We start from the raw sequence: 24,261 nt of genomic DNA, 5'->3' as shown, positions 1-24,261 counted from the left end.
GTTTTTCGTCCTCAGCCTTGAGTGCCGGTAATCGCGCGGGTCAACGTCCCGCCGACGAGATTTTCAACCTCGATGCGGGCGTCAAGTTCCTGCTTGAACGATTGGGATGCCGTCTTGGCGGGTTCGGGAAGCGTATCCCATTCGCGGGCGGCAGCGGGCAGGTCGCCCGAGCGAAGCCGGTCCTCGAAACGCGCGACGATGTCTTCGGGCGTATTGCCGGTGACGTCACCGACCTTGCGAACCTTGACCACCGACAGTGCGGATGAATAAAGCCGCGCGGCAAAGCCTTCGTCGGGATTTGGCTGAACGACAGCCTCGACCATGGTGTCTGCGACGCTCGAGGCCTGACGCTGAAGCTCGATACGGGACTGGACGCCCTTTGCGGCAAACGGCTGAAGCTGGGCAATCGCGGGATCGTCGCCAGCAACAGCCTGATAGGTCTGCAGCTCGGCCTCGAACGAGCCACCGCGGTCGATTGCGCCCTTCAAGGCTGCAGCAGCCACGGCGCGTGCCGCCTGCTGCTCGGGACCCTTGTCGTTGATCTGGGCTTCCGCCTGCTGCAATCGGCCGGCCAATTGCGTGGAGTTTGCCGCCGTCGCCTCCGTTGCCGATTTCAGATTGGCCAGTTCACCTTCGACGGCCGCGAGCTTTTGAGCAAGATCTCCCGATTGGCCGCCATCGGACGCGGCGCTGCTTTCCAGGGCTGTCAGACGGCTTGTGATGTCCGCCGATGGTTCGGTCGGCCGGCTGGCCAGTGCGGCAATTTCCTGGCGCAGGGAGGCGATCTCCGCGGAGATGTCAGTTTCGCTCGATGCCGAAGAGGATGAGCCAGCGGGGAGAACGCCTGCATATTGCATGCTGCCTGCCAGAAGCAGCGCGACGATGCCGCCGAAGATACCGGCTGCGACCAAGGTGGATGTTGCAGGCTTCGATGATACCGGAGAGGGGCTCTGGGTCGAATAACCTTCGGCCCTGCCGGCCGGTCGGAACGGCGCCGGCTCTTCCTCGATCTTTTCCTGTACCGGCTCGGCAGCTGTTGCAGCCGGCTCAGTTTCAGGTTCGTCGAAACGTGGTGTTTCCAGCTTTGCTGTTTCGGGCTCGGGATTGGCCTCGGGCAGCGCTGTCTCCGTCTCCGTCGTCGTGGCGCTCTGCGGAATGTCCGCCGTTACCGGCGTTTCGTTCGGCTCGTTCTCACGGGGATCAATGACATCGTCTGTGTCGTTAGCGCGCACAGGCTCTGCCACTGCGGCGGTCTCTTCCGCCGTCAGGTCGATGGTGACCGGTTCCTTGTTCGGGTTGGACCGGCGCGGTGGTTTTTCGGATACCATCTCGACCTCTTTTCTGCCTGCGTTCACTAAAACCTAGTCGGTGCCCCCGGTTAAGGAAAGGGGCGCAGCCTGAATTTGGATCAGGAGCAGGTTAAAGAAGCGCCAACAGAGCGATTTCGTCCGGAGTTTCGGCGATCCTGAGATGAGCGCGAAATGCCGCGGGCACGGCGTCGGCCGTGCGTTGGCTGATGCAAAGAAATTTTATTTCGGACAAATGAAGCGGATGTCGTGCCGCCAGGTCGAAAAACCGGATAGCGTTTTCTCGCGAATAGAGAAGCACTGCCTGTGCCGGGGGAGTGCCCAGCCTTTCCACGATATCGTCGGGAGAGTAGTCGATCGCGATCATTTCGTAGATTTCCGCGACGCGGACCGGCATGTCGTTTTGTTCGAGCCGGCTTTCGAGCGATCCGGCGCGCGGTTTGCCTGCGAGATAGAGCAGCGGAAGGTCCGGCTTTTCGAGTCGTGAGGCGATCAGATCGGCAAGGCTGTCGCCGTCACCGGAACCGACATGGACGTTGCGAAAGCCCACCGATCTTGCTGCCGCTGCGGTTTTCTCGCCGACGGCAAAAAGGGGGAGGCCGAAATCGGCATCCAAAGGAGGATCGATGCCGGCGAGTGTTCGCACGGCTTCGGCGCTGGTCATGACGAGGGCGGAGTGAGGCGATGCCAGCGCATCCATGGCGTCTTGCGGCTTATGGATCGCCTTGCTGAGCGGCAGAAGCATGGGTTCATGGCCCATAACCTTCAGCCGCTCGGCCGTTTTGTCGGCTGAGATTTCCGGGCGGGTGACGACGACCCGCAAGGCTCAGTTCCAGCTGTCGAAGAAGTCGGTGCCGGCGGCGGCACGGACGGCTTCACCTGCACGAAGGCCAAGTGCTTCCGCATCTGCCCGCTTGCCCTCGACTTCGATTGCATGTTCGCGCCGACCGTCGGGCGTCAGGATCAGGCCGGAGAATTTGAGATTTTCTCCGTCACAGATCGCGAAACCGCCGATCGGCGTACGACAGGAACCATCGAGCGCGGCGAGAAATGCGCGTTCGCAGCTTACCGCATCGTAGGTCGGTATGTCGTTGATCGGGGCGATGAGGGCATCGGTGCGCGGATCACCGATGCGGCTTTCGACGCAGATCGCGCCCTGGGCCGGTGCCGGGGGGAAATCGGTCGGATCGAGAAGTTCGGTGACGACGTCTTCCATCGACAACCGCTTCAGGCCGGCATAGGCGAGCAGGGTTGCATCCACCTGGCCTTCGTCCAGCTTGCGCAGCCGCGTGCCGACAGAGCCACGGAAGATCGTCAGCTGGATATCCGGGCGAAGACGGCGGATGAGCGCCTGACGTCGCAGCGACGCCGTGCCGACGATCGCACCATCGGGCAGGGCGGTGAGCGTCGAGGCCGTGCGGCCGATAAAGGCGTCGCGAAAATCTTCGCGCGGCAGATAAGCCGCAATATGCAATCCTTCCGGCAGCTTGGTCGGCATGTCTTTCGACGAATGCACGGCGATATCGAGTTCGCCGGATTGCAGCTGTTCTTCCAGCTCCTGAGTGAACAGGCCCTTGCCGCCGATTTCGCTCAGCGACCGGTCGGTGATCCGGTCACCGGTGGTCGACAGCACGACGATCTCGAACATCTCTTCCGGCAGGCCGTGGGCTGCCATCAGCCGCGTCCGCGTTTCATGGGCCTGCGCCAGCGCCAGCGGGCTGCCGCGCGTACCGATCCGGAAAGGTTTTGTTTGCATCCGTCTCATTCCGTTGTTACCGGAAGCTCTCGTAAACCGGATCATCCGGCATCGCAATGAACGAGAGGTCTATGGCCCAATTTCTCCGCATCCTCGGCATCGAAACAAGCTGCGACGAGACCGCTGCTGCGGTCGTTGCACGCCATGAGGACGGGCGCGGCGAAATTCTGTCCGACGTGGTCCTGTCACAGCTCGACGAACACTCGGCCTATGGCGGCGTCGTGCCGGAAATCGCGGCCCGTGCGCATGTCGAGGCGCTGGACGAACTGGTCGAGGAAGCGCTGCGTCGTGCAGACGTGACGCTCGACGATGTAGACGCGATTGCTGCGACCTCCGGCCCCGGCCTGATCGGCGGGCTGCTGGTCGGGCTGATGACGGCAAAGGCGATCGCCCGCGTCTCCGGCAAGCCGCTGATGGCGATCAACCATCTCGAAGGTCATGCGCTGACGGCGCGGATGACGGACGGGCTTTCCTTCCCCTATCTGATGCTTCTGGTTTCCGGTGGGCATACACAGCTCATTCTTGTGCGTGGCGTCGGCGAATACGAGCGCTGGGGCACGACGATCGACGATGCGCTGGGCGAGGCCTTCGACAAGACGGCAAAGCTGCTTGGCCTGCCCTATCCTGGTGGTCCGGCTGTGGAGAAAGCAGCGCTTTCCGGTAACCCGGACCGGTTCTCCCTGCCGCGTCCGCTGGTCGGCGAAGCGCGGCTCGATTTTTCCTTTTCCGGGTTGAAGACCGCCGTCAGGCAGGCCGCGACAGAGATCGCGCCGCTCACAGAGCAAGATATCGCCGATATCTGTGCCTCTTTCCAAAAGGCCGTTTCCCGCACGCTCCGGGATCGAATCGGGCGTGGACTTGCCCGTTTCAAACAGGAGTTTTCCGGTCTCGAAACCGATCCGGCGCTGGTCGTTGCGGGCGGTGTCGCGGCCAATCAGGAAATTCGGCGCACGCTGCAGGCGCTCTGCATCGAAAACGGTTTTCGCTTCATTGCGCCGCCGCTTCGGCTCTGCACCGACAATGCGGCGATGATCGCCTGGGCCGGGCTTGAAAGAATGGCCGAAGAATTTCCCGTCGACGATCTCAATGTGGCGCCGCGCTCGCGCTGGCCGCTCGATAAGGATGCCAAGACCTTGCTCGGATCCGGCAAAAGAGGGGCAAAGGCATGAGCAGTGAGCGGATCGCGGTGGTCGGTTCTGGCGCATTCGGCACCGCGCTTGCGACGGTGTTTGCGCTGGAGGGACGTCACCCGGTAACGCTGGTCGGGCGCCAACCGAACCTGATGGCCGATCTGCGCGACGACCGTATGCATGATGCGGCGCTGCCCGGCGTTCCCTTGCCGGACTCTCTGCAATTTTCGGCTGAGCCGGACGCGGTTGCGGAAGCCAATGTCGTGCTCTTCGCCATGCCGTCGCGGGCGCAGCTCGATGCGGCGCGTCATTACGGGCCTTATCTTTCGCAGGATGCTGCCGTCGTCATCTGTGCCAAGGGGCTCGATCGGGCCGAGCGGCTTTTGACAGATGTCGTATCGGCAGAACTGCCGAAAACGCCATTGGCGGTGTTGTCCGGTCCGGGTTTTGCGTCCGACATTGCCCGCGGCCTGCCCACGGCAATGTCGCTTGGCGCTCAGGATCCGGTTCTTGCCGAAAGGCTTGCACAGGTGCTTTCCGGCCGAAGCTTCCGGCTTTACGCATCGCCCGATGTCATCGGCGTACAGCTTGGCGGTGCGCTGAAGAACGTGTTGGCGATTGCCTGCGGTATCGTCGAAGGCGCGGGGCTTGGTGAATCCGCCCGTGCGGCGCTGATCTCCCGAGGCTTGGCCGAAATGTCGCGGCTGGTCGAGGCGATGGGCGGCAATGCCGATACGGTCCGCGGCCTTTCCGGTCTCGGCGATCTGGTGCTGACCGGCACCAGCCACCAGTCGCGCAACCTCAATTTCGGCATTTCGATCGGTAAGGGCGAGCCTGCGCAAACTACCGGCGGCCCGCTTGTCGAGGGGGCTTTTGCCGCATCCGTCGCGGCCCGGCTCGGGCGGAAATTTTCCGTGGATCTGCCGATCACCGATGCCGTCGCAGCAATTATCGACGGCCGGCTGGACGTGATGACCGCGATGGAACAGCTGATGACCCGACCGATCAAGGCGGAATAACAAACCTGATTTCACGCAGTTCCGATCCCGGAATTGTTTTACCCCTGAGGAGAACCCGAATGCTGTTTGCCTTTCTCTGCACCGACAAGCCTGGACATCTTCAGGTCCGCATGGATACCCGCCCGACGCATCTGGAGCACCTCAACAAGCTCAATGCCGAAGGTGCGCTTAAATTCGCCGGCCCCTTCCTCGACGATGACGGCAAGCCGAACGGTAGCCTGGTCGTGGTCGAAGCCGCCGATATCGCCGCAGCCCGGACGATCGCCGAAGCTGATCCCTATTACCTCGCCGGCCTGTTCGAAAAGGTTGAGGTGAAGGCCTGGAACTGGGTGTTCAACAACCCCGCCACTGAGCCGAAGTGAGGCGATAGATGGCGTATTGGCTTTACAAGTCCGAGCCGAATGTCTGGTCCTGGGAGCAGCAGAAGGCAAAGGGTGATGTCGGCGAGGAATGGACAGGGGTTCGCAACTACCTGGCTCGCAACAACATGCGGGCGATGAAGATCGGCGACAAGGGCTTCTTCTACCATTCGAACGAAGGGCTTGAGATCGTCGGCATTGTCGAGGTCTGTGCGCTGTCTCATCCGGATAGTTCGGCCAAGGGCGATCCCAAATGGGATTGCGTCGATATCCGCGCCGTCATCGACATGCCGAAGCCGATCACGCTGAAGGACGTCAAGGCCAACCCGAAATTCGAGAAGATGGCGCTCGTTACCTCGATGCGGCTTTCGGTGCAGCCGGTAACGGACGAGGAATATTTCGAGATCTGCCGGCTCGGCGGCCTCGACAATCCGCCTCAATCGCCGCCTCAATCGCCCGCCTGAGTTGATGATGTGAAGACCGATCCGAAGGCCTTCATCCTCGACAACACCGAGCTGATGCGGCCGCCGCATGTGCCGGAGATCGTGCTGCATCTGGCAACAGAGGCGCATGATCTGTGGCTGAAGACGGAGGAAGATCTGGAGAAGATCGGCCTTCCGCCACCGTTCTGGGCGTTTGCCTGGGCCGGCGGGCAAGGGCTTGCCCGTTACATTCTCGACCATCCTCAGATGATAGAAGGCAAACGGGTGCTGGATTTTGCCAGCGGGTCCGGGCTGGTGGCGATCGCTGCTAAGCTTGCCGGGGCGGCGCATGTCCTGGCGGCTGATATCGACCCGTGGACCAAGACGGCGGTGGCGCTTAATGCGGCCGAGAACGGCGTCGAAATCGGCTTTACCGGAGAGAATCAGATCGGGTTGATGGTCGATTCCGACGTCGTTCTGGCAGGGGACGTGTTTTACGACCGGGATTTCGCCGCCGCGCTGGTGCCGTGGTTCACGCAGCTTGCGTGCGAGGGCAAGCTTGTGCTGGTGGGTGATCCGGGGCGCAGCTACTTGCCCAAGGAACGGCTGCAGCGGCTGGCAGCCTATGAAGTGCCGGTGACGCGGGCGCTGGAGGACAGCGAAGTCAAGAAAACGACAGTGTGGCGGTTTCTCCCGATGTCGGGAACCGGCAAGCATGAGAGTCGTTCTCATCTAAGCCTTTAGGACCCAAGATGACTGAAGACCTGTCCGAACTCTATCGCGGTTATATCGATTGCCTGAACCGGCAGGACTGGACGCGGTTGGGGGACTTCGTCGGTGCCGACGTCATTCACAATGATCGCCGGATCGGCCTAGATGGCTATCATGCGATGCTGGTGGGCGATTTTCGCGCCATTCCGGATCTTCGCTTCAGCATCGACTTTCTTGTCGTCGAGGCGCCGCACCTTGCAGCCAGATTGTTGTTCGATTGCACGCCTACGGGCGATCTGTTCGGACTGCCCGTCAACGGCCTCCGCGTCCGGTTTTGCGAAAATGTCTTCTATCGGTTTTCGAACGGGCGGATTGTCCAGGTCTGGTCCGTCATCGACAAGGCTGCCATCGAAGCGCAGCTGTCGTGACGTGACCGAGGTTCACTTCTCTCCGCGGATGACGCAGACGCCCATTTCGTAAGAACAGCCGTTGACCGGCTTGAAATTGCCGTTGGCAAGCTCCTCGGTCACCGTGATGATCTTTGCCCTGGGCGCGGGATAGGAGAGCCTGTTGCTATCCTGTTCCGGCGCATATCTGCCGAGATAGATCTCCCGATAACCGTCGCTGTAGATGATCGAGGTTCCCGATACCGTGGCGACGGTACCCAGCGTCTGGATGGACGCCTGCTCCGAACGGGTGTTTCGCGTCGACGAAACCGCGCGGCTGGCGCCGCCAAGGTGCTGATCGGAAATGCGCCTCAGCCGTTCGGGTCGACCGTGATGTCCATGGCCTGAATGGTGGCCGCCATGGAAGCCGTTGCTGCTGTTGAAATCCGGCGAAGGATCGCGGGCGAGGGTCGTCGATGCGAAAGCTCCAGCAAGTGCAGCTGCGAAAAGAACAGGTTTCATGCGATTCGCTATCATGGCGAACTCCGAAGGTCGTGGTTAACGAGATGTTAACATGGTCGCGCGGCAAACGCACGGACGGCAACCAAATCTTTGGATTTGATGGTTAATGTGCCGCGGCGATATGTCCGGGTATTGCCCCCTTGCAATTCCCAATCGATTAAATTCGGGCTCACTTGGAATTGTTCTTGTCGTCAGGTAATTCCAAGATTAAACCACGCCGATGATGCAATGCACATTTTCTCGGCATAGTGTATTGCCGGGCGCCCGCCCGCTAGACGACGCCGCGAGGTAATGATGGCGAATGTAACAAATAATCGGCCTCTGTCGCCGCATCTGCAAATCTACAAGCCAATCCCCACAATGGTCATGTCGATCGTCCACCGCATTACCGGCGCTGCGCTGGCTGCGGGCACGATCCTGCTGGCCTGGTGGCTGATCGCGGCCGCTTCCGGTAAACCCTATTTCGACTGGGTCAGCTGGCTGTTCGGCACCTGGATCGGGCTGCTGGTCCTGTTCGGCTATACCTGGGCCCTGATCCACCACATGCTCGGCGGTATCCGCCACTTCGTGTGGGACATGGGACATGGTTTTGAAAAACACTTTGCGACCAAGGTAGCGCTGATCATGCCGGTCGTATCGATCTGTCTGACCGTGCTGGTCTGGATCATCGGCCTGGCCATCTGAGGAGGAAACATCATGGATATGCGTACTCCCCTCGGCAAGGTTCGTGGTCTCGGATCAGCAAAGGACGGCACCGAGCATTTCTGGGTGCAGCGGATGTCTGCGGTGGCGCTCGTGCCGCTCGCCATCTTCTTCATCATCTTCCTGATCCGCTATGCAGGCGCGCCTTACGAGGATGTCGTCATTGCTCTGTCGAACCCGCTCATCGCCGTCCTTTTCGGCCTGATGATCATTGCCGGTCTCGTGCACATGCGCATCGGCGTTCAGGAAATCATCGTCGACTACGTGCATAACGAAGGCCTGAAATTCCTGGCCGTGATGCTCAATACTTTTTTTGCAATGCTGATCGGTGGGCTCTGTCTTTTCGCCGTTCTGAAAATTGCGTTCGTAGGATAATCCATCATGGCATCCGTCACACCTATCGCCCAGAACGGCAAAGCCTATAATTACGTCGACCACTCCTACGACGTGATCGTCGTCGGTGCCGGTGGTGCCGGTCTTCGCGCCACGCTCGGCATGGCCGAACAGGGTTTCAAGACCGCCTGCATCACCAAGGTCTTCCCGACCCGCTCGCACACCGTCGCGGCGCAGGGCGGCATTGCCGCCTCGCTGCAGAACATGACGCCGGACTCGTGGCAGTGGCACCTCTATGACACCGTCAAGGGTTCAGACTGGCTCGGCGATGTCGACGCCATGCAGTACATGGTCATGGAAGCGCCCAAGGCCGTCTACGAACTCGAGCATTACGGCGTGCCGTTCTCTCGAAACGAAGAAGGCAAGATCTACCAGCGCCCGTTCGGCGGTCACATGCAGAACTTTGGCGCCGGCCCGCCGGTACAGCGCACCTGCGCTGCCGCCGACCGTACCGGCCATGCCATCCTGCACACGCTTTACGGCCAGTCGCTGAAGAACAATGCCGAATTCTTCATCGAATATTTCGCGCTCGACCTGATCATGTCGGACGACGGCAGCCGTTGCACCGGCGTCGTCGCCTGGAACCTCGATGACGGCACGATCCATCGCTTCACCGCCAAGATGGTGGTTCTGGCGACCGGCGGTTACGGCCGCGCCTATTTCTCGGCAACCTCTGCCCATACCTGCACCGGCGACGGTGGCGGCATGGTGGCGCGCGCCGGCCTGCCCTTGCAGGACATGGAATTCGTCCAGTTCCACCCGACCGGCATTTATGGTTCGGGCTGTCTGATCACCGAAGGCGCACGCGGTGAGGGCGGTTACCTCGTCAATTCCGAGGGTGAACGCTTTATGGAACGTTACGCGCCTTCGGCCAAGGACCTTGCCTCGCGCGACGTCGTTTCGCGCTGCATGACGCTGGAAATCCGCGAAGGACGCGGCGTCGGCAAGAACAAGGACCACATCTTCCTGCATCTCGACCATCTCGATCCGGCCGTGCTGCATGAACGTCTTCCAGGCATTTCGGAATCGGCAAAGATCTTTGCCGGCGTCGACGTGACTCGTGAGCCGATCCCGGTCCTGCCGACCGTTCACTACAATATGGGCGGCATTCCGACCAACTATTGGGGCGAAGTGCTGAATGCCGACGCCAATAATCCGGAGCGGATCATTCCCGGTCTGATGGCTGTGGGTGAAGCCGGTTGCGCATCGGTTCACGGGGCAAACCGCCTTGGTTCCAACTCGCTCATCGACCTCGTGGTCTTCGGCCGCGCCGCCGCGATCCGCGCCGGTCAGGTGATCGACCGCGAAGGCGCGATCCCGGCGCTCAACACGGCCGCCTGCGACAAGATCATGGATCGCTTCGACAGCCTGCGTTACGCCAGTGGCGCGACGCCGACTGCTGTTCTGCGCGACAAGATGCAACGCACGATGCAGGACGATGCAGCGGTGTTCCGTACGCAGGAATCGCTCGAATCCGGTTGTAAGCGCATGTCCCAGATCTGGAGCGAGCTTCCCGACGTCAAGGTCACCGACCGTTCGCTGATCTGGAACTCGGATCTCGTCGAGACGCTGGAGCTACACAACCTGATGGCAAACGCCATCACCACGGTCTACGGCGCCGAAGCGCGCAAGGAAAGCCGTGGGTCGCACGCCCGCGAAGACTTCACGGAAGGCGCATTTGCCGGCCGCGACGACGTGAACTGGCGCAAGCATACGCTTGCCTGGGTCAACGAAAAGGGCGACGTGAACCTCGACTACCGTCCGGTCCACACGGACCTGATCGCCGAGGGCATCGATCCTTACAAGATCGAGCCCAAGGCTCGCGTGTACTGATCGGAAGGGACCTAGATCATGGTTGAACTCGCTCTCCCCAAGAATTCCCAGATGTCCGAAGGCAAGATCTGGCCGAAGCCGGAAGGTGCCAAGAACGTCCGCGAATATCGCATCTATCGCTGGAATCCAGATGACGGCAAAAACCCGAGCATCGATACGTTCTATATCGATATCGACGATTGCGGCCCGATGGTGCTCGACGGTCTTCTCTATATCAAGAATAAGATCGATCCGACGCTGACGCTGCGCCGTTCCTGTCGCGAAGGCATTTGCGGTTCCTGCGCGATGAATATCGATGGCACGAATACGCTCGCCTGCACCAAGGGCATGGACGATATCAGCGGTACGGTGAAGGTCTATCCGCTGCCGCATATGCCGGTCGTCAAGGACCTGATCCCCGACCTTACCAACTTCTATGCCCAGCATCGTTCGATCGAGCCGTGGCTGAAGACGGTATCGCCGGCGCCGGCGAAGGAATGGAAACAGAGCCATGAGGATCGCCTCAAGCTCGACGGTCTCTACGAGTGCATCCTGTGCGCCTGCTGCTCGACCTCCTGTCCGAGCTACTGGTGGAACGGTGACCGTTATCTCGGTCCGGCCGTGCTGCTGCAGGCCTATCGCTGGCTGATCGACAGCCGTGATGAAGCTAAGGGCGAACGCCTCGACAATCTCGAGGACCCCTTCCGTCTTTATCGCTGCCACACGATCATGAACTGCGCCCAGGCCTGCCCGAAGGGACTGAACCCGGCCAAGGCGATTGCCGAAATCAAGAAGATGATGGTCGAGCGCCGCGTCTAACAAGAGAAATCAGCCAGGGCCGCAGCGTCATCGTTGCGGCCTTGTCACTCGTGCAACTGCCCGGCATGCACGCCGAATTGAACGTGCAGATGGTCGCGATTGTGCCGGATTGGCCGGATACCCTTGATTAACCAAGGGCGTTTACGATATTCCCGGCCAAACTGTCGTGCCCAAGTTGTAGGGCAGTATGAAATGATCCGGACAGGAGTTTTTGATGCAGTTCAAATATGTGGCAACAGGTCTGGTGCTGACGCTGGCGTTGGCTGGCTGCCAGCGGACATCTTACAGCCCCTATAATGATCTGCCTTCGCAGCCCGCTCCGCTTCAGGCCCAGCCGGTGCCGAGCGTGCAGGGCGGCCAGCTTCCGCCTCCCGGCGGTGCGTCGCAATATCCTTCCGCGCCTCAGGGCGGCCAGAACATGGCTTCGCTCGACCCGAACGCAAGCGCGCCGCAGAGCGCACTCGACGTCACCAAGGAACAGATGGTCGGCAACTGGCGCGTTTCCAATGGCGGCGCTTCTTGCGACATGTTCCTGACGCTGACCAATCTGGGCAGCGGTTCGCGTGGTGGTACCCGCGGCTGCTCCGGCGACCTGACGGCCATGGGGTCCTGGGAGGTCTCCGGCAAGATGGTGCAGTTCAAGAACCGTGCAGGCGATGTGATCGGCCGCGTCTACAAGAGCGCCGACAACCGTTTCGACGGCACCACGAATTCGGGCCAGCCGGTCAGCCTGAGCCGCTGATCATCATCATCGAGAAGGGGCGTCCCTCGTGGAACCCATTCCAGAATATACGTCGAGCGTCTGCGAAGAGCTCAAGGCGCTGGCGGCGTCCGGCGTACTCACTCCCGATGCCGCGCAGATGGCGGTGGCCGCCAAGCTCGATCATATCCTGACCGAGTTGCGGGAAACAAAGCCCGCAAAAAAGTCGAGCGCACTCGGCTGGCTGTTCGCCAAGGGATCGGGAAAACCGCGCAAGATCCGTGGTCTGTATGTTTATGGCAGTGTCGGCCGCGGCAAGACCATGATCATGGACATGTTCTTCAAGAAAGCATCGACGCCCAAAAAGCGCCGGGCGCATTTCCACGAATTCATGGCGGACGTCCATAACCGCATCCACGAACAGCGGCAGAAGCTGAAGCGGGGCGAGACGAAGCAGGCCGATCCGGTGCCGCCGGTCGCGGCAGCGCTTTTTGCCGAAGCGGAACTTCTGTGCTTCGACGAATTTTCGGTCACCGACATCACCGATGCGATGATCCTCGCACGGCTGTTTACCGAGCTTTTCAGTCTCGGCTGCGTGCTGGTCGCGACCTCCAACGTTGCGCCGGACAATCTCTACAGGGACGGCCTCAACCGCGGCCTGTTCGTTCCGTTCATCGGGCTTCTGGGCAATCACGTCGATGTGGTGACGCTGGACAGTCCGACGGATTACCGCATGCAGAAGAATGCCAATCTGCCCGTTTACCTGACACCGCTCGACGCTCGTTCGGATGCAGCGATGGAGGCGGCCTGGCATCAGGTTACGGACGGCGACAAGGCGGAGCCGGTCGAGTTGCCGATGAAGGGGCGTAGCATCCATGTGCCGCTCGCCAGCGGGCGGGCCGCCCGGTTTTCCTTCTCCGATCTTTGCGAAAAGCCGCTTGGCGCATCGGATTATCTGGCGATCGCCGCCCGGTTCGACGTGGTCTTCGTCGAGCACGTGCCGCAGCTCGGTGCGGAAAAGCGCAATGAAGTGAAGCGCTTCATCAATCTGGTCGATGCGCTTTACGATCAATCCGTCCGCCTCTTCATTTCGGCTGCAACTTCGCCGGATGAAATGCTGACCGAACGCCGAGGGACGGAAGGTTTTGAGTTCGACCGTACGGTTTCCCGTCTTTTCGAGATGCGCAGCGCGGAATATCTGGTGCTTCATAATGAGAAGCGGCAGCAAATCTGACATAATTATGACGCATATTCTTACGTTTACGTAAGATAATTTATATCTAACCGATTGAAAAATATGACGTCAAAATATTCGTTTGCCATTTCCGGCGGATGAGGCTATCCGTGCTGCCGCAAGCAGAGCCTGCGCTAACTTGCCGCAGGTCGGGATTTGAGAGGAAGCATTTCCATGTCGCGTAAGAAGATTGCACTTATTGGTTCTGGCATGATCGGTGGCACGCTGGCGCATCTTGCCAGCCTGAAGGAGCTGGGCGACGTCGTCCTCTTCGACATCGCCGACGGCATTCCGCAGGGCAAGGGCCTCGATATCGCTCAGTCCGGCCCCGTCGAAGGCTTCAATGCCAAGCTGACCGGTGCCAGCGACTACGCTGCGATTGAAGGCGCAGATGTCTGCATCGTGACCGCCGGTGTTGCCCGCAAGCCGGGCATGAGCCGTGATGACCTTATCGGTATCAACCTCAAGGTCATGGAACAGGTCGGCGCCGGCATCAAGAAATATGCCCCGAACGCCTTCGTCATCTGCATCACCAACCCGCTCGATGCGATGGTCTGGGCTCTGCAGAAGTTCTCCGGCCTGCCGAAGAACAAGGTCGTCGGCATGGCCGGCGTGCTCGATAGCGCCCGTTTCCGTCTCTTCCTCGCCGAAGAATTCAACGTTTCCGTCCAGGACGTCACCGCATTCGTTCTCGGCGGCCATGGCGACACGATGGTACCGCTCGCCCGTTATTCGACGGTTGCCGGCGTGCCGCTCACCGACCTCATTAAGATGGGCTGGACGACGCAGGAAAAGCTCGACCAGATCATCCAGCGCACCCGTGATGGCGGCGCCGAGATCGTCGGCCTGCTGAAGACCGGTTCTGCCTATTACGCTCCGGCCGCCTCGGCGATCGAAATGGCTGAATCCTACCTCAAGGACAAGAAGCGCGTTCTTCCTGTCGCCGCTCACCTCTCCGGTCAGTACGGCGTCAAGGACATGTATGTCGGCGTTCCGGTGGTTCTCGGTGCCGGTGGTGTCGAGCGCATCGTTGAAGTCGAATTCAACAAGGACGAAGAAGCGGCCTTCCAGAAGTCGGTCGGCGCTGTCGCCGGTCTCTGCGAAGCCTGCATCGCTCTCGTTCCTTCGCTGAAGTAATCAGCATCCAAAAAGTTCGGCGCTGGCTTTTGCCAGCGCTCACGTCATTCAAATAGGGATCAAGCCCCATGAATATCCATGAATATCAGGCCAAGGCTCTCTTGAAGGGTTACGGCGCACCGGTTGCCGAAGGCGTCGCGATCCTCAAGGTCGAAGAAGCCGAAGCTGCTGCCAAGTCGCTGCCGGGCCCGCTTTACGTGGTCAAGAGCCAGATCCATGCCGGCGGTCGCGGCAAGGGCAAGTTCAAGGAACTCGGCCCCGACGCCAAGGGCGGCGTTCGCCTTGCCAAGTCGATCGAGGAAGTCGTGGCTCATGCCAAGGACATGCTCGGCAACACGCTGGTAACCGCACAGACCGGCGAGGCCGGCAAGCAGGTCAACCGCCTCTATATCGAAGACGGCGCCGATATCGACCGCGAGCTTTATTGCTCGATCCTGGTCGATCGTTCGGTCGGTCAGGTTGCCTTCGTCGTTTCGACCGAAGGCGGCATGGACATCGAAGCCGTTGCCCACGACACACCTGAGAAGATCCATACGATCGCCATCGACCCGATTGCCGGTGTCACAGCTGACGACGTCGTTGCGATCTCCAAGGCTCTCGAGCTTTCCGGCGCTGCTGCGGAAGACGCCAAGTCGCTGTTCCCGGCGCTCTACACGGCGTTCGGCGAAAAGGACATGGCTCTTCTTGAAGTCAACCCGCTGATCGTCATGAAGGACGGACATCTGCGCGTTCTCGACGCAAAGATGTCCTTCGACGGCAATGCACTGTTCCGCCATGACGACGTCAAGGCGCTGCGCGACGAGACCGAAGAAGACGCCAAGGAAATCGAAGCCTCCAAGTGGGACCTCGCCTATGTCGCCCTCGACGGCAATATCGGCTGCATGGTCAATGGTGCCGGTCTCGCCATGGCGACGATGGACATCATCAAGCTCTACGGCAAGGAGCCGGCAAACTTCTGCGACGTCGGCGGTGGCGCCGGCAAGGAGAAGGTCGCTGCAGCCTTCAAGATCATCACGGCTGACCCGAAGGTCGAGGGCATCCTCGTCAACATCTTCGGTGGCATTATGAAATGCGACGTCATCGCCGAAGGCGTTGTCGCAGCCGTCACCGAAGTCGGCCTCAAGGTTCCGCTCGTCGTGCGTCTCGAAGGCACCAATGTCGAGCTCGGCAAGAAGATCCTCAACGAATCTGGTCTTGCGATCACGGCTGCCGACGATCTTGACGACGCGGCCAAGAAGATCGTCGCGGCGATCAAAGCCTAATCTGAGGAACCTGATACATGTCTATTCTCGTCAATAAAGACACCAAGATCCTCGTTCAGGGCCTGACCGGCAAGACCGGTTCGTTCCACACAGAACAGGCGCTTGCCTATTACGGCACCAAGATGGTCGGCGGTATCCACCCGAAAAAGGGCGGCGAAACCTGGACCGGCTCAAAGGGCGAAAGCCTGCCGATCTATTCGACCGTTGCCGAAGCCAAGGAGCGCACCGGCGCTGACGCCTCAGTCATCTACGTTCCGCCGGCAGGTGCAGCCGACGCGATCATCGAGGCGATCGACGCCGAGATCCCGTTCATCACCTGCATCACCGAAGGCATCCCGGTCATGGATATGGTGCGGGTCAAGGCTCGCCTCGACAAGTCCAAGTCGCGCCTGCTTGGGCCCAACTGCCCGGGCGTTCTGACGCCGGAAGAATGCAAGATCGGCATCATGCCGGGCTCGATCTTCCGCAAGGGTTCGGTCGGCATCGTTTCCCGTTCGGGCACGCTGACCTACGAAGCCGTATTCCAGACGTCGAACGAAGGCCTCGGCCAGACGACGGCTGTCGGCATCGGCGGCGACCCGGTCAAGGGCACCGAATTCATCGACATGCTGGAAATGTTCCTCGCAGACGAAGCCACCCAGTCGATCATCATGATCGGCGAAATCGGCGGCGCGGCTGAAGAAGATGCAGCGCAGTTCCTGATCGACGAAGCCAAGAAGGGCCGCAAGAAGCCGATGGCTGGCTTCATTGCCGGCCGTACTGCTCCGAAGGGCCGCACAATGGGCCATGCCGGTGCTGTCGTTTCCGGCGGCAAGGGCGATGCGGAATCCAAGATCGCGGCCATGGAAGCAGCAGGCATCAAGGTGTCTCCTTCCCCGGCCCGCCTCGGCAAGACGCTGGTTGAAGTTCTCAAGGGCTGACGCCACATAACGGTCACTCGCCGCCGATAGACAGGCGGCGATGGACCTTGGGTTTCGAACCCGCAGGCGAATTTTTTTGCCTGCGGGTCAACCGTCACCAGGACGGCGCCGCCGCGGCGGCAAGACAACAGACCAGAGAATGCGGAACCGTCGAGGTCTTCGGTTTCGACTACGTGAGGAGGCGGGCGCGGCGCCCGCGATAGGCCATGTCCCGGCAAGAAGCCAACGAGCAGTTTCTTATCACTTCGTTCCTCGACGGTGCGAATGCCGTCTATATCGAACAACTCCATGCCAGATACGAATCCGATCCGAATTCGGTTTCCGAAGAATGGCAGGCCTTCTTCAAGGCACTCGCCGAAAATCCGGATGATGTAAAGAAGGCTGCCCAGGGCGCCTCCTGGAAGAAGCCGAACTGGCCGATCGCCGCCGGCGGGGACCTTGTCTCTGCACTGGACGGCAACTGGCCGATCGTCGAAAAGGCTATCGAGACCAAGGTGAAGGCCAAGGCTGAAGCTGCTGCCTCCGCAAAGGGCGCAGCCGTGAGCGAGGCCGACGTTCATCAGGCGACCCGCGACAGCGTGCGCGCCATCATGATGATCCGTGCCTACCGCATGCGCGGCCACCTGCATGCCAAGCTCGATCCGCTCGGCATCGCCAGCCCGGTCGAGGACTATAACGAGCTGTCGCCGAAGTCCTACGGCTTCGAAGAGAGCGACTACGACCGCAAGATCTTCATCGACAACGTTCTCGGCCTCGAATACGCCAGCGTGCGCGAGATGATCGAGATTCTCGAGCGGACCTATTGCTCGACCATCGGCGTCGAGTTCATGCATATGTCGAGCCCGGAAGAAAAGGCCTGGATCCAGGAACGGATCGAAGGTCCGGACAAGGGCGTTGCCTTCACCCCGGAAGGCAAGAAGGCAATCCTTTCGAAGCTGATCGAAGGCGAAGGCTACGAGCAGTTCCTCGACGTCAAGTTCAAGGGCACGAAGCGTTTCGGCCTCGATGGCGGTGAAGCGCTGATTCCGGCGCTTGAACAGATCATCAAGCGCGGCGGCCAGCTGGGTCTTGAAGAAGTCATCGTCGGCATGGCCCACCGCGGCCGTCTGAACGTTCTGACCAACGTCATGGGCAAGCCGCATCGCGCCGTGTTCCACGAGTTCAAGGGCGGTTCCTACAAGCCCGACGAAGTCGAAGGTTCGGGCGACGTGAAGTACCATCTCGGTGCATCTTCCGACCGTGAATTCGACGGCAACAAGGTTCACCTGTCGCTGACTGCCAACCCGTCTCACCTTGAGATCGTCAACCCGGTTGTGATGGGCAAGGCTCGCGCCAAGCAGGACCTTCTGACCAAGGTATGGGAAAAGGACAACATCATCCCGCTCTCCGAGCGCGCCAAGGTTCTGCCGCTGCTGCTGCACGGTGATGCGGCCTTTGCCGGCCAGGGCGTGGTTGCCGAAATTCTCGGCCTGTCGGGTCTGCGCGGTCACCGCGTTGCCGGCACGATGCATGTCATCATCAACAACCAGATCGGTTTCACAACCAATCCGGGCTTCTCACGTTCGTCGCCTTATCCGTCGGATGTGGCCAAGATGATCGAGGCGCCGATCTTCCACGTCAACGGCGACGATCCGGAAGCGGTCACCTACGCCGCCAAGATCGCTACCGAATACCGGATGAAATTCCACAAGCCGGTCGTGCTCGACATGTTCTGCTACCGTCGCTTCGGCCATAACGAAGGTGACGAGCCGGCGTTCACGCAGCCGAAGATGTACAAGGTCATCCGCGCCCATAAGGCCGTGGCCGAGATTTATGCTGATCGCCTGGCAAGTGAAGGCGTGCTGACCGAAGCCGAATTCGACAAGATGAAGGCCGACTGGCGCGCCCATCTCGACGCCGAATTCGAGGCCGGCCAGAGCTACAAGCCGAACAAGGCCGACTGGCTGGACGGCCAGTGGTCGGGCCTGCGCTCTGCCGACGATGCCGATGAACAGCGTCGCGGCAAGACTTCGATGCCGATGAAGAGCCTCAAGGAAATCGGCCGCAAGCTGTCGACCATTCCGGAAGGTTTCAACGCGCATCGCACGATCAAGCGCTTCATGGAAAACCGTGCGCAGATGGTCGAGACCGGCGAAGGCCTCGACTGGGCGATGGCTGAAGCATTTGCTTTCGGTTCGCTTTGCGTCGAGGGCACGAAGATCCGTCTTTCCGGTCAGGATTGCGAACGCGGCACCTTCTCGCAGCGCCACTCGGTTCTCTACGATCAGGACACCGAAGAACGCTACATCCCGCTTGCAAACCTGCAGCCGGGCCAGGGCAAGTATGAAGTGATTAACTCCATGCTGTCTGAAGAAGCCGTTCTCGGTTTCGAATACGGTTATTCGCTGGCTCGTCCGAACGCGCTGACCCTCTGGGAAGCCCAGTTCGGTGACTTCGCCAACGGTGCGCAGGTCGTGTTCGACCAGTTCATCTCGTCGGGCGAACGCAAGTGGCTGCGCATGTCGGGTCTCGTCTGCCTTCTGCCGCACGGTTATGAAGGTCAGGGTCCGGAACACTCCTCTGCACGCCTGGAACGCTGGTTGCAGATGTGCGCCGAAGACAACATGCAGGTCGCCAACGTCACCACGCCGGCCAACTACTTCCACATCCTGCGCCGCCAGGTGAAGCGCGACTTCCGCAAGCCGCTGATCCTGATGACGCCGAAGTCTTTGCTGCGCCACAAGCGCGCCACCTCTTCGCTGGCGGAACTGGCGGGTGAAAGCGCGTTCCACCGCCTGCTGTGGGACGATGCCGAAGTCATCAAGGACGGCCCGATCAAGCTGCAGAAGGACGCCAAGATCCGCCGTGTCGTGATGTGCACCGGCAAGGTCTATTACGATCTTCTGGAAGAGCGCGAAAAGCGCGGTATCGACGACGTCTACCTGCTGCGCATCGAACAGCTCTATCCGTTCCCGGCAAAGGCACTCATCAACGAGCTGTCACGCTTCAAGAACGCCGAGATGGTCTGGTGCCAGGAAGAGCCCAAGAACATGGGTGCATGGGCGTTCATCGACCCGTACCTGGAATGGGTTCTGGCGCATATCGATGCCAAGTATCAGCGCGTCCGCTACACGGGCCGCCCGGCAGCAGCTTCGCCTGCGACCGGCCTGATGTCGAAGCATCTGGCACAGCTCGAGGCCTTCCTCGAGGACGCTCTTGGCGGCTGATTTTCAGCCGCCTCCCGCTAATTTCATTCGAAACGAAATCTGAGAAACACGGAAACAGATCATGGCCACCGAAATCCGCGTCCCAACCCTCGGCGAATCCGTCAGCGAGGCAACCGTCGGCACCTGGTTCAAGAAGGTCGGCGACACGGTCAAGGCCGATGAGCCTCTGGTCGAACTGGAAACCGACAAGGTTACCGTCGAAGTGCCGGCTCCGGCATCCGGCGTACTGACCGAAATCGTCGCCCAGAACGGCGAGACCGTCGGCCTCGACGCGCTGCTCGGCCAGATCGCCGAAGGTGCGGCCGGCGCTGCCACTGCCGCTCCGGCTGCAAAGCCTGCCGAAGCCGCACCGGCGCCTGCTGCTGCTCCGGCCGCCGCAGCTCCTGCTGCAACGTCCTCGATGCCAGCCGCTCCGGCCGCTGCCAAGGTCGCTGCCGACAACAACATCTCGACGTCAGACATCGACGGTTCGGGCAAGCGCGGCCAGGTTCTGAAGGGCGACGTCATCGCCGCCATCGCCAAGGGCCCTTCCGCTCCGGCTGCGGCTGCCGTTCCGGCGGCACCGCGTCCGGTTTCGTCCGCTGACGACGCCTCGCGCGAAGAACGCGTGAAGATGACCCGTCTGCGCCAGACGATCGCCAAGCGCCTCAAGGACGCACAAAACACCGCAGCCATGCTGACCACCTATAACGAGGTGGACATGTCGGCTGTGATGGACCTGCGCAACCGTTACAAGGACGTGTTCGAAAAGAAGCATGGCGTCAAGCTCGGCTTCATGGGCTTCTTCACCAAGGCCGTTACCCACGCGCTCAAGGAACTGCCGGCCGTTAACGCCGAGATCGACGGCACCGACATCATCTACAAGAACTACTGCCATGTCGGCATGGCCGTTGGCACCGACAAGGGCCTGGTCGTTCCGGTCATCCGTGATGCCGACCAGCGTTCGATCGCCGGCGTCGAAAAGGAGCTTGGCCGTCTCGCCAAGGCAGCGCGCGATGGTTCGCTTTCCATGGCCGACATGCAGGGCGGTACGTTCACCATCACCAATGGCGGCGTCTATGGTTCGCTGATGTCCTCGCCGATCCTCAATGCTCCGCAGTCGGGTATTCTCGGCATGCACAAGATCCAGGAGCGTCCGGTCGTCGTCGGCGGTCAGATCGTCATCCGTCCGATGATGTATCTGGCGCTGTCCTACGATCACCGCATCGTCGACGGCAAGGAAGCGGTGACCTTCCTCGTGCGCGTCAAGGAAAGCCTGGAAGATCCGGAACGCCTGGTTCTCGATCTCTAATCCATACGTCCTGAAACTAGGAGAGCAGCATGGAACCCGCTTCGGCCAATGCGACCCATCTCGTCGTCGTGCTTTGTCTAAGCGTCGTCCTGCTGCTCTTTCACATTCTGCTGCAGGGGTTTTTGGCGACGCGCGAACTGGGTTCCGCCTGGAATGCCGGACCGCGTGACGCGGAGCTTGCGCCGAAAAGTGCGAAAGCGGGACGGGCGGCGCGTGCGTCCAAAAATTACCAGGAAACCTATCCGGCCTTTATCGGCCTGCTTCTCGGCCTCGCCTTCATGGGTGATCCGACCGGGTTTGGCATCGGCGGTGCCTGGGTCTGGCTGATTGCGCGGATCGCCTATGTTCCGCTTTATCTCGCCGGCATTCCCTATATCCGCTCGCTGGTCTGGATGTTGAGTCTTGCCGGACTGCTGATCATGATGGCCGCCCTGCTGTTTTAAGGAAGTTTGTCGATGCATGCCTATCTGATCGAATTGGTCTCGCTTATGGCCATCTTCTCGTTTGCGATCATCTCGCCGGGGGCGGATCTGGCGATGGTGATCCGGCAGGCTATGGTGCACGGACGGCGGCAGGCGATCATCACCAGCTTCGGCATCGGCACGGCGCTGATGTTTCATGTCAGCTACACCATTCTCGGTCTCGGGCTGATCATTTCGCAGTCGGTTTATCTGTTCAACATCGTCAAATGGCTTGGCGTCGCCTATCTCATCTATATCGGCATCAAGGCGCTGAAGGCTGGCAAGACCGAGATCGGCGTGCCAGCGGCATCTGCCGAGGGGAGCGTGCGGGGACAATCGGCCGTGAAGGCGTTCACGCTCGGTTTTGCGGCGAATGCACTTAACCCGAAGCCGGTGTTTTTCTTCCTGTCGATCTTTTCGACCGTCGTCAGTGCGCATACGCCGATGACAATCAAGTTCGGCTACGGACTGGTGATGGCCTCATGCCTGATCATCTGGTTCGTCGGCGTCAGCACATTCATGACGACGCCGCGCATGCGGGCGGCATTCTCGCGGGCCAGCAAATGGATCGACCGCACCAGCGGCGTGGTGTTCATCGCGCTCGGGATAAAACTTGCAACTGAAAAAGCGGCCTGACGGCCATTTCCGAAACATGGGCGGGAATGAGCCTGCCAAAACCAAAATCAGGAATTAGAACATGGCATATGATCTCGTCGTCATCGGAAGCGGTCCCGGTGGTTATGTCTGCGCAATCAAGGCAGCCCAGCTCGGCCTCAAGGTCGCCGTCGTCGAAAAGCGCGTCACCTATGGCGGCACCTGCCTGAATGTCGGCTGCATTCCGTCCAAGGCATTGCTGCACGCGTCGGAAATGTTCCATCAGGTTGCCCATGGCGTCGATACGCTGGGTGTCGAGGTTGCAGCGCCGACGCTGAACCTGACAAAGATGATGGCCCACAAGGATGCGACCATCAAGTCGAACGTCGATGGCGTCGCCTTCCTGTTCAAGAAGAACAAGATCGACGGCTTTATCGGCACCGGCAAGATCGTTGCTGCCGGCAAGGTTTCGGTCACTGCCGAAGACGGTAAGGTGCAGGAACTGGAAACGAAGAATATCGTCATCGCCACCGGCTCTGACGTTGCCGGCATTCCGGGCGTCAATGTCGAGATCGACGAAAAGGTGATCGTATCGTCGACCGGCGCGCTTTCGCTCGACAAGGTGCCGCAGACCCTGATCGTGGTAGGCGGCGGCGTTATCGGCCTGGAACTCGGTTCGGTCTGGCTGCGTCTCGGCGCCAAGGTCACCGTGATCGAATATCTCGACAAGCTGCTCGGCGCCATGGATGGCGACGTCTCGAAACAGTTCCAGCGGATGATCGCCAAGCAGGGCATGGATATCCGCACCGAAGCCAAGGTCACCGGCGTCGAAAAGACGGCAACCGGCGCCAAGGTCACCTATGAACCGGTCAAGGGCGGCGATGTCGTCACCGTCGAGGCAGACGTCGTGCTGATCTCCACTGGTCGCAAGCCCTATACCGAAGGCCTCGGCCTTGAAGCTGCAGGCGTCGCGCTCGACAATCGCGGTCGCGTCGAGATCGATCATGGGTTCAAGACCAATGTTGCCGGCATCTATGCGATCGGCGACGTGGTGAAGGGTCCGATGCTGGCGCACAAGGCGGAAGACGAGGGCGTCGCCCTTGCCGAAATCCTTGCCGGCCAGCATGGCCATGTGAATTATGACGTCATTCCGGGTGTCGTTTACACCCAGCCGGAAGTCGCTTCCGTCGGCAAGACCGAGGAAGAGTTGAAGGCTGCGGGCATCGCCTACAAGGTCGGCAAGTTCCCATTCACGGCGAACGGTCGTGCCCGCGCCATGCTGGCGACCGACGGTTTCGTCAAGATCCTGGCCGACAAGGACACCGACCGGGTTCTCGGCGGCCATATCGTCGGCTTCGGCGCCGGCGAGATGATCCACGAGATCACCGTGCTGATGGAGTTTTCCGGTTCGTCGGAAGATCTGGGTCGCACCTGCCACGCTCACCCGACAATGTCGGAAGCGGTCAAGGAAGCAGCGCTTTCGACCTTCGCCAAGCCGATCCATATGTAACGGCGACGAATATCGGAAATTCGAAAGGCGGGACGCAGATCCCGCCTTTTTCTTTTGGCCATTCGTCCTAAACTTCATGTCGTATTGCTCTTTCAGCAAGGTGACGGACATGAAGACCGCATTCTCTCTGCCGCAACGCATTTTGCATTGGCTGATGGCCGTGCTGATCCTCTTCAATCTCCTGTTTTCCGACGTGATGACGACATTCGGAGAGCTTTATTTCGGCGACAAGCCGATCCCGCCCGAGATCATGACCTCGGCGAATATCCATGCCTATGTGGGGATCGCAATTCTTGCGCTGGCGTTGGCACGGCTCTGTCTTCGCATCGCGCAGGGAGCACCGCCGCATCCGGTGGAAGAGCCGGCCGTCTCACGCGTCGTGGCGACGATCACGCATTGGGCGCTCTATGCGATGTTCATCATCATGCCGCTTGCCGGGATCGGGGCGTTCTATTTCAAGAACGGCATGGCCGCCTTTGCCCATATCGGCTGGATGAAGACTGCCTTGTGGATACTGATCGGCTTGCACATTCTCGGCGTGCTGGTGCATCAATTCTACTGGAAGACCAACATCATTCGAAGGATGACAAGCGGTTAGCGCGCTTTTG

Annotated in this window: 25 protein-coding genes; 21 read left to right on the top strand and 4 right to left on the bottom strand. The window is 60.3% G+C overall.

Going from position 1 to position 24,261, the window contains the following annotated elements; all coding sequences use genetic code 11:
• Positions 1-11: 11 nt before the first annotated feature.
• The 3 genes from FHP24_RS23815 to hemC form a co-directional block, all read right to left on the bottom strand.
• Positions 12-1,328, bottom strand: a complete 1,317-nt coding sequence (locus tag FHP24_RS23815; protein ID WP_139678744.1) for a COG4223 family protein — start codon at positions 1,326-1,328, stop codon at positions 12-14.
• A gap of 91 nt (positions 1,329-1,419) precedes the next feature.
• Positions 1,420-2,130: a uroporphyrinogen-III synthase gene (locus tag FHP24_RS23810; protein WP_139678743.1), complete on the bottom strand. Its 711-nt coding sequence runs from the start codon at positions 2,128-2,130 to the stop codon at positions 1,420-1,422.
• Between the two features lie 3 nt (positions 2,131-2,133).
• The gene (hemC, locus tag FHP24_RS23805; RefSeq protein ID WP_139678742.1) at positions 2,134-3,063 is read right to left on the bottom strand and encodes a hydroxymethylbilane synthase; all 930 of its coding nucleotides are present in this window, start codon (positions 3,061-3,063) and stop codon (positions 2,134-2,136) included.
• A gap of 71 nt (positions 3,064-3,134) precedes the next feature.
• On the opposite strand from hemC, the gene tsaD reads away from it, so the two are divergent.
• From tsaD to FHP24_RS23775, 6 genes are read left to right on the top strand one after another with little or no spacing between them, the layout of a single operon-like run.
• Positions 3,135-4,232 (top strand): tRNA (adenosine(37)-N6)-threonylcarbamoyltransferase complex transferase subunit TsaD, encoded by a 1,098-nt coding sequence (gene tsaD, locus FHP24_RS23800; RefSeq protein ID WP_139678741.1) that lies wholly within the window; start codon positions 3,135-3,137, stop codon positions 4,230-4,232.
• A complete protein-coding gene (locus tag FHP24_RS23795; RefSeq protein ID WP_139678740.1) occupies positions 4,229-5,212 on the top strand; it encodes an NAD(P)H-dependent glycerol-3-phosphate dehydrogenase in 984 nt (327 codons plus the stop codon). The genes tsaD and FHP24_RS23795 overlap by 4 nt, the downstream gene beginning before the upstream one ends.
• Before the next feature lie 59 nt (positions 5,213-5,271).
• Entirely contained in the window at positions 5,272-5,574 is a 303-nt protein-coding gene (locus FHP24_RS23790; protein ID WP_139678739.1) for a YciI-like protein, read from the top strand.
• Positions 5,575-5,582: 8 nt separating this feature from the next.
• Positions 5,583-6,035, top strand: coding sequence for an EVE domain-containing protein (locus tag FHP24_RS23785; RefSeq protein ID WP_139678738.1), 453 nt, complete (start codon positions 5,583-5,585; stop codon positions 6,033-6,035).
• Positions 6,036-6,044: 9 nt separating this feature from the next.
• Positions 6,045-6,737, top strand: a complete 693-nt coding sequence (locus FHP24_RS23780) for a class I SAM-dependent methyltransferase (RefSeq protein ID WP_139678737.1) — start codon at positions 6,045-6,047, stop codon at positions 6,735-6,737.
• An 8-nt stretch (positions 6,738-6,745) separates the two neighbouring features.
• Positions 6,746-7,132: an ester cyclase gene (locus FHP24_RS23775; protein ID WP_139678736.1), complete on the top strand. Its 387-nt coding sequence runs from the start codon at positions 6,746-6,748 to the stop codon at positions 7,130-7,132.
• Between the two features lie 12 nt (positions 7,133-7,144).
• Here the strand turns inward: FHP24_RS23775 and FHP24_RS23770 are convergent, their stop codons facing one another.
• Complete coding sequence (locus FHP24_RS23770; protein ID WP_139678735.1) at positions 7,145-7,627, bottom strand: hypothetical protein; 483 nt, start codon at positions 7,625-7,627, stop codon at positions 7,145-7,147.
• 279 nt (positions 7,628-7,906) lie between these two features.
• Between FHP24_RS23770 and sdhC the strand changes: the two genes are divergently transcribed.
• The 15 genes from sdhC (at position 7,907) to FHP24_RS23695 (ending at position 24,251) form a co-directional block, all read left to right on the top strand.
• Positions 7,907-8,296, top strand: a complete 390-nt coding sequence (gene sdhC, locus FHP24_RS23765; RefSeq protein WP_139678734.1) for a succinate dehydrogenase, cytochrome b556 subunit — start codon at positions 7,907-7,909, stop codon at positions 8,294-8,296.
• 12 nt (positions 8,297-8,308) lie between these two features.
• Positions 8,309-8,689 carry a succinate dehydrogenase, hydrophobic membrane anchor protein gene (gene sdhD, locus FHP24_RS23760; RefSeq protein ID WP_139678733.1) on the top strand — a complete coding sequence of 127 codons (381 nt, stop codon included), beginning with the start codon at positions 8,309-8,311 and terminating at the stop codon, positions 8,687-8,689.
• A gap of 6 nt (positions 8,690-8,695) precedes the next feature.
• Positions 8,696-10,540 (top strand): succinate dehydrogenase flavoprotein subunit, encoded by a 1,845-nt coding sequence (gene sdhA, locus FHP24_RS23755; RefSeq protein WP_139678732.1) that lies wholly within the window; start codon positions 8,696-8,698, stop codon positions 10,538-10,540.
• Positions 10,541-10,558: 18 nt separating this feature from the next.
• Positions 10,559-11,338: a succinate dehydrogenase iron-sulfur subunit gene (locus FHP24_RS23750; RefSeq protein ID WP_139678731.1), complete on the top strand. Its 780-nt coding sequence runs from the start codon at positions 10,559-10,561 to the stop codon at positions 11,336-11,338.
• Between the two features lie 214 nt (positions 11,339-11,552).
• Positions 11,553-12,080 (top strand): protease inhibitor Inh/omp19 family protein, encoded by a 528-nt coding sequence (locus FHP24_RS23745; protein WP_139678730.1) that lies wholly within the window; start codon positions 11,553-11,555, stop codon positions 12,078-12,080.
• Between the two features lie 28 nt (positions 12,081-12,108).
• Positions 12,109-13,272, top strand: coding sequence for a cell division protein ZapE (gene zapE / locus FHP24_RS23740; protein WP_139678729.1), 1,164 nt, complete (start codon positions 12,109-12,111; stop codon positions 13,270-13,272).
• 174 nt (positions 13,273-13,446) lie between these two features.
• The gene (gene mdh / locus FHP24_RS23735) at positions 13,447-14,409 is read left to right on the top strand and encodes a malate dehydrogenase (RefSeq protein ID WP_112458614.1); all 963 of its coding nucleotides are present in this window, start codon (positions 13,447-13,449) and stop codon (positions 14,407-14,409) included.
• Between the two features lie 68 nt (positions 14,410-14,477).
• A complete protein-coding gene (gene sucC / locus FHP24_RS23730; protein WP_139678728.1) occupies positions 14,478-15,671 on the top strand; it encodes an ADP-forming succinate--CoA ligase subunit beta in 1,194 nt (397 codons plus the stop codon).
• Positions 15,672-15,688: 17 nt separating this feature from the next.
• Positions 15,689-16,591, top strand: a complete 903-nt coding sequence (sucD, locus tag FHP24_RS23725; protein ID WP_139678727.1) for a succinate--CoA ligase subunit alpha — start codon at positions 15,689-15,691, stop codon at positions 16,589-16,591.
• Positions 16,592-16,797: 206 nt separating this feature from the next.
• Entirely contained in the window at positions 16,798-19,797 is a 3,000-nt protein-coding gene (locus FHP24_RS23720) for a 2-oxoglutarate dehydrogenase E1 component (protein WP_139678726.1), read from the top strand.
• Between the two features lie 61 nt (positions 19,798-19,858).
• Complete coding sequence (gene odhB, locus FHP24_RS23715) at positions 19,859-21,088, top strand: 2-oxoglutarate dehydrogenase complex dihydrolipoyllysine-residue succinyltransferase (RefSeq protein WP_139678725.1); 1,230 nt, start codon at positions 19,859-19,861, stop codon at positions 21,086-21,088.
• A 29-nt stretch (positions 21,089-21,117) separates the two neighbouring features.
• On the top strand, positions 21,118-21,531 hold the full coding sequence (locus FHP24_RS23710; protein ID WP_139678724.1) for an MAPEG family protein: 414 nt from the start codon (positions 21,118-21,120) through the stop codon (positions 21,529-21,531).
• A 12-nt stretch (positions 21,532-21,543) separates the two neighbouring features.
• A complete protein-coding gene (locus FHP24_RS23705; protein ID WP_139678723.1) occupies positions 21,544-22,185 on the top strand; it encodes a LysE family translocator in 642 nt (213 codons plus the stop codon).
• A gap of 61 nt (positions 22,186-22,246) precedes the next feature.
• A complete protein-coding gene (gene lpdA, locus FHP24_RS23700) occupies positions 22,247-23,653 on the top strand; it encodes a dihydrolipoyl dehydrogenase (RefSeq protein ID WP_139678722.1) in 1,407 nt (468 codons plus the stop codon).
• A 109-nt stretch (positions 23,654-23,762) separates the two neighbouring features.
• Positions 23,763-24,251: a cytochrome b gene (locus FHP24_RS23695; protein WP_139678721.1), complete on the top strand. Its 489-nt coding sequence runs from the start codon at positions 23,763-23,765 to the stop codon at positions 24,249-24,251.
• The last annotated feature ends 10 nt before the right edge of the window (positions 24,252-24,261 follow it).

Source organism: Aliirhizobium smilacinae, from assembly GCF_006335145.1.
In the GTDB taxonomy this organism is placed as follows: Bacteria; Pseudomonadota; Alphaproteobacteria; order Rhizobiales; family Rhizobiaceae; genus Neorhizobium; species Neorhizobium smilacinae.
Note: the sequence above shows the minus strand (reverse complement) of the source record. Positions and strands in the feature narration are given on the sequence as shown.

What these genes read in the sequence shown, in the direction of transcription:
- FHP24_RS23720 (WP_139678726.1), top strand. Translation starts at nt 16,798, where the DNA reads ATGTCCCGGCAAGAAGCCAACGAGCAGTTTCTTATCACTTCGTTCCTC.
- FHP24_RS23815 (WP_139678744.1), bottom strand. Translation starts at nt 1,328, where the DNA reads ATGGTATCCGAAAAACCACCGCGCCGGTCCAACCCGAACAAGGAACCG.
- FHP24_RS23770 (WP_139678735.1), bottom strand. Translation starts at nt 7,627, where the DNA reads ATGATAGCGAATCGCATGAAACCTGTTCTTTTCGCAGCTGCACTTGCT.
- sdhC (WP_139678734.1), top strand. Translation starts at nt 7,907, where the DNA reads ATGGCGAATGTAACAAATAATCGGCCTCTGTCGCCGCATCTGCAAATC.
- FHP24_RS23785 (WP_139678738.1), top strand. Translation starts at nt 5,583, where the DNA reads ATGGCGTATTGGCTTTACAAGTCCGAGCCGAATGTCTGGTCCTGGGAG.
- FHP24_RS23775 (WP_139678736.1), top strand. Translation starts at nt 6,746, where the DNA reads ATGACTGAAGACCTGTCCGAACTCTATCGCGGTTATATCGATTGCCTG.
- FHP24_RS23695 (WP_139678721.1), top strand. Translation starts at nt 23,763, where the DNA reads ATGAAGACCGCATTCTCTCTGCCGCAACGCATTTTGCATTGGCTGATG.
- mdh (WP_112458614.1), top strand. Translation starts at nt 13,447, where the DNA reads ATGTCGCGTAAGAAGATTGCACTTATTGGTTCTGGCATGATCGGTGGC.
- FHP24_RS23710 (WP_139678724.1), top strand. Translation starts at nt 21,118, where the DNA reads ATGGAACCCGCTTCGGCCAATGCGACCCATCTCGTCGTCGTGCTTTGT.
- sucD (WP_139678727.1), top strand. Translation starts at nt 15,689, where the DNA reads ATGTCTATTCTCGTCAATAAAGACACCAAGATCCTCGTTCAGGGCCTG.
- hemC (WP_139678742.1), bottom strand. Translation starts at nt 3,063, where the DNA reads ATGCAAACAAAACCTTTCCGGATCGGTACGCGCGGCAGCCCGCTGGCG.
- sdhA (WP_139678732.1), top strand. Translation starts at nt 8,696, where the DNA reads ATGGCATCCGTCACACCTATCGCCCAGAACGGCAAAGCCTATAATTAC.
- FHP24_RS23795 (WP_139678740.1), top strand. Translation starts at nt 4,229, where the DNA reads ATGAGCAGTGAGCGGATCGCGGTGGTCGGTTCTGGCGCATTCGGCACC.
- FHP24_RS23790 (WP_139678739.1), top strand. Translation starts at nt 5,272, where the DNA reads ATGCTGTTTGCCTTTCTCTGCACCGACAAGCCTGGACATCTTCAGGTC.
- odhB (WP_139678725.1), top strand. Translation starts at nt 19,859, where the DNA reads ATGGCCACCGAAATCCGCGTCCCAACCCTCGGCGAATCCGTCAGCGAG.
- tsaD (WP_139678741.1), top strand. Translation starts at nt 3,135, where the DNA reads ATGGCCCAATTTCTCCGCATCCTCGGCATCGAAACAAGCTGCGACGAG.
- sdhD (WP_139678733.1), top strand. Translation starts at nt 8,309, where the DNA reads ATGGATATGCGTACTCCCCTCGGCAAGGTTCGTGGTCTCGGATCAGCA.
- FHP24_RS23750 (WP_139678731.1), top strand. Translation starts at nt 10,559, where the DNA reads ATGGTTGAACTCGCTCTCCCCAAGAATTCCCAGATGTCCGAAGGCAAG.
- FHP24_RS23705 (WP_139678723.1), top strand. Translation starts at nt 21,544, where the DNA reads ATGCATGCCTATCTGATCGAATTGGTCTCGCTTATGGCCATCTTCTCG.
- FHP24_RS23745 (WP_139678730.1), top strand. Translation starts at nt 11,553, where the DNA reads ATGCAGTTCAAATATGTGGCAACAGGTCTGGTGCTGACGCTGGCGTTG.
- lpdA (WP_139678722.1), top strand. Translation starts at nt 22,247, where the DNA reads ATGGCATATGATCTCGTCGTCATCGGAAGCGGTCCCGGTGGTTATGTC.
- sucC (WP_139678728.1), top strand. Translation starts at nt 14,478, where the DNA reads ATGAATATCCATGAATATCAGGCCAAGGCTCTCTTGAAGGGTTACGGC.